General features: G+C 43.8%; 3 protein-coding genes. 2 read left to right on the plus strand and 1 reads right to left on the minus strand.

Translation table 11 applies throughout. The annotated features are described in order from the left end of the window. Nucleotides 1–343, plus strand: a 343-nt coding sequence (locus AC3AYF_RS20445; protein WP_487780307.1) for a DUF4126 domain-containing protein, incomplete at its 5' end; no start/stop codon positions are given. Here AC3AYF_RS20445 and AC3AYF_RS20450 read toward each other — a convergent pair. Beyond that, entirely contained in the window at nt 340–1,170 is an 831-nt protein-coding gene (locus AC3AYF_RS20450) for a CheR family methyltransferase (RefSeq protein WP_487780308.1), read from the minus strand. The genes AC3AYF_RS20445 and AC3AYF_RS20450 overlap by 4 nt on opposite strands. Before the next feature lie 120 nt (nt 1,171–1,290). Here AC3AYF_RS20450 and AC3AYF_RS20455 point away from each other — a divergent pair. Next, a partial coding sequence (locus tag AC3AYF_RS20455) for an SDR family NAD(P)-dependent oxidoreductase (protein WP_487780309.1) occupies nt 1,291–1,998 on the plus strand: 708 nt, incomplete at its 3' end.

Consider the following 1,998-nt stretch of genomic DNA (forward strand, 5'->3'; position numbering starts at 1 on the left):
ATTAGGTGGCGTATTAGCAGCAGGTAGTCATGCCACCAAAGCGGGGAGTCGCCTGCTAATCAATACCTCACCAGAACCAGTGAGCAACTGGACCGCATCGATAAGTGAAGACTTACTGGTCATTGGTGGCCTATGGACCGCATTACACTACCCCGAATTGTTTCTCATCGGCTTAGTCGTTTTTATTTTATTGATGATTTGGTTATTACCAAGATTATGGCGTTTAATAAGACGTATTTTCTATCGTATTGGCAGTTGGTTAGGCTTATGTCAGCCACTAGCCGAAGAACACACCGAGTCGAACAGTGAACAGCCTAATTCGATAGAACAAACTAAAACTTAAATCTTTAGCTTGTAATATGAGCCATGTGGCCTACGGATCATGTCGAAGGCATCGCTATAACCGGTGATAGTTTCCGATGCGCCCAAAAATAAGTAACCACCAGGGTTTAGCGCTCGTGCCATCCGTCGTAAAATATCCGTCTTGCGTTCAGCTGAAAAATAGATCAGTACATTTCGACAGAAGATAATGTCAAATTTACCCAGCCGGCCATAGTCTAATAATAAGTTTTGTTCAAAAAAGCTCACCCTTGCTTTCACCTTTTCGACCACTTGCCAGCGGTCATCCTTAGCCGTAAAAAATAGGCGTTTACGTTCATCCGATAGGCCACGTCCTAAAATCGCATTGTCGTACTCCGCTAATTTAGCTTCTGCCAACATACTGGCAGAGATATCGGTGGCCACAATTTGACTATTTTTTACGCCACTTGTCGGCGCTGATCGTAAATATTCATCGATGCTCATGCTAATGGTATAGGGCTCTTGGCCCGAAGAACACGCCGATGACCAAATACGAATTTGGCGCACACCATTCTTATCAAGCTCAGGAAAAACTGATTTAGCAAGCGCATCAAAGGGAGTACGGTCGCGAAACCAAGACGTTTCATTGGTCGTCATCGCATCAATCACCGCCGCCCGCAAATGAAGCGGATGTCCCCGTGTTAGGGTAGCCAATAACTCGGTCACTGTCGCAATATTTTCCTGCCGGAGTAATTTAGTCAGGCGGCTAACAATTAAATACTGTTTGCCTTCTCCTAATAAAATGCCACACGCATCCTCAAGAAAGGTTTTGAAATGTTCGTAATCAAGTTGGCTAATATTTTTGGGCATAGAAGGTGGTTACTTTTTATACAGCAGCATCGCTAGGTTATCTCATTTAAATATATACGCTAATCATGCGATTTACTATGTTGTACAGTGACAATAACGGATCTCTTAGGAATATACAAAATGATAAACATATTAATCACTGGCTGCTCCAGCGGCATTGGAGCTTGTGCCGCAGAAAAATGTCACCAACGAGGGTATAACGTCATTGCCACGGTAAGAAAAGCTGAAGATCAACGGGCCTTACAGCAACGAGGCATTACCACCACCTTATTAGACCTTACAGATAGTGACTCAATTCAACAGGCCGTGACCTTCAGCTTAAAACACTTCAATAATCAACTCGATGTATTATTTAATAACGCCGCCTATGGCCAACCTGGGGCAGTGGAAGACTTAAGTCGAGATGCCTTACGCCAGCAATTTGAAACCAATGTCTTTGGCACCCAAGAGTTAACCAATCTCGTCATTGCTCATATGCGAACTCAAGGTTATGGCCGAATTATTTACAATAGTTCGGTATTAGGATTTGTCTCTATGGCCTACCGCGGTGCCTACAATGCCAGTAAATATGCGATCGAAGGCTTAGCTGATACTCTCAGGCAAGAGCTCCATCATTCCGGCATTTATATTAGTTTGATTGAACCAGGCCCTATCCTCAGCCAATTTAGAGCCAATGCTTTTGCAAAATATCAACAACATATCAATAAAGATAGCAGTCATCATCGTGATGTCTATGCTGCTATGGAACAGCGACTGACAAAACAAGGACCTGCGGCCCCGTTTACTTTAGGCCCCGAAGCCGTGGTCAAAAAACTGTTCCATGCCATC

It is taken from the genome of Salinicola sp. (genome assembly GCF_982684285.1).

Coding starts and splice junctions, on each gene's coding strand:
- AC3AYF_RS20450 (WP_487780308.1), bottom strand. CDS start 1,170: ATGCCCAAAAATATTAGCCAACTTGATTACGAACATTTCAAAACCTTT.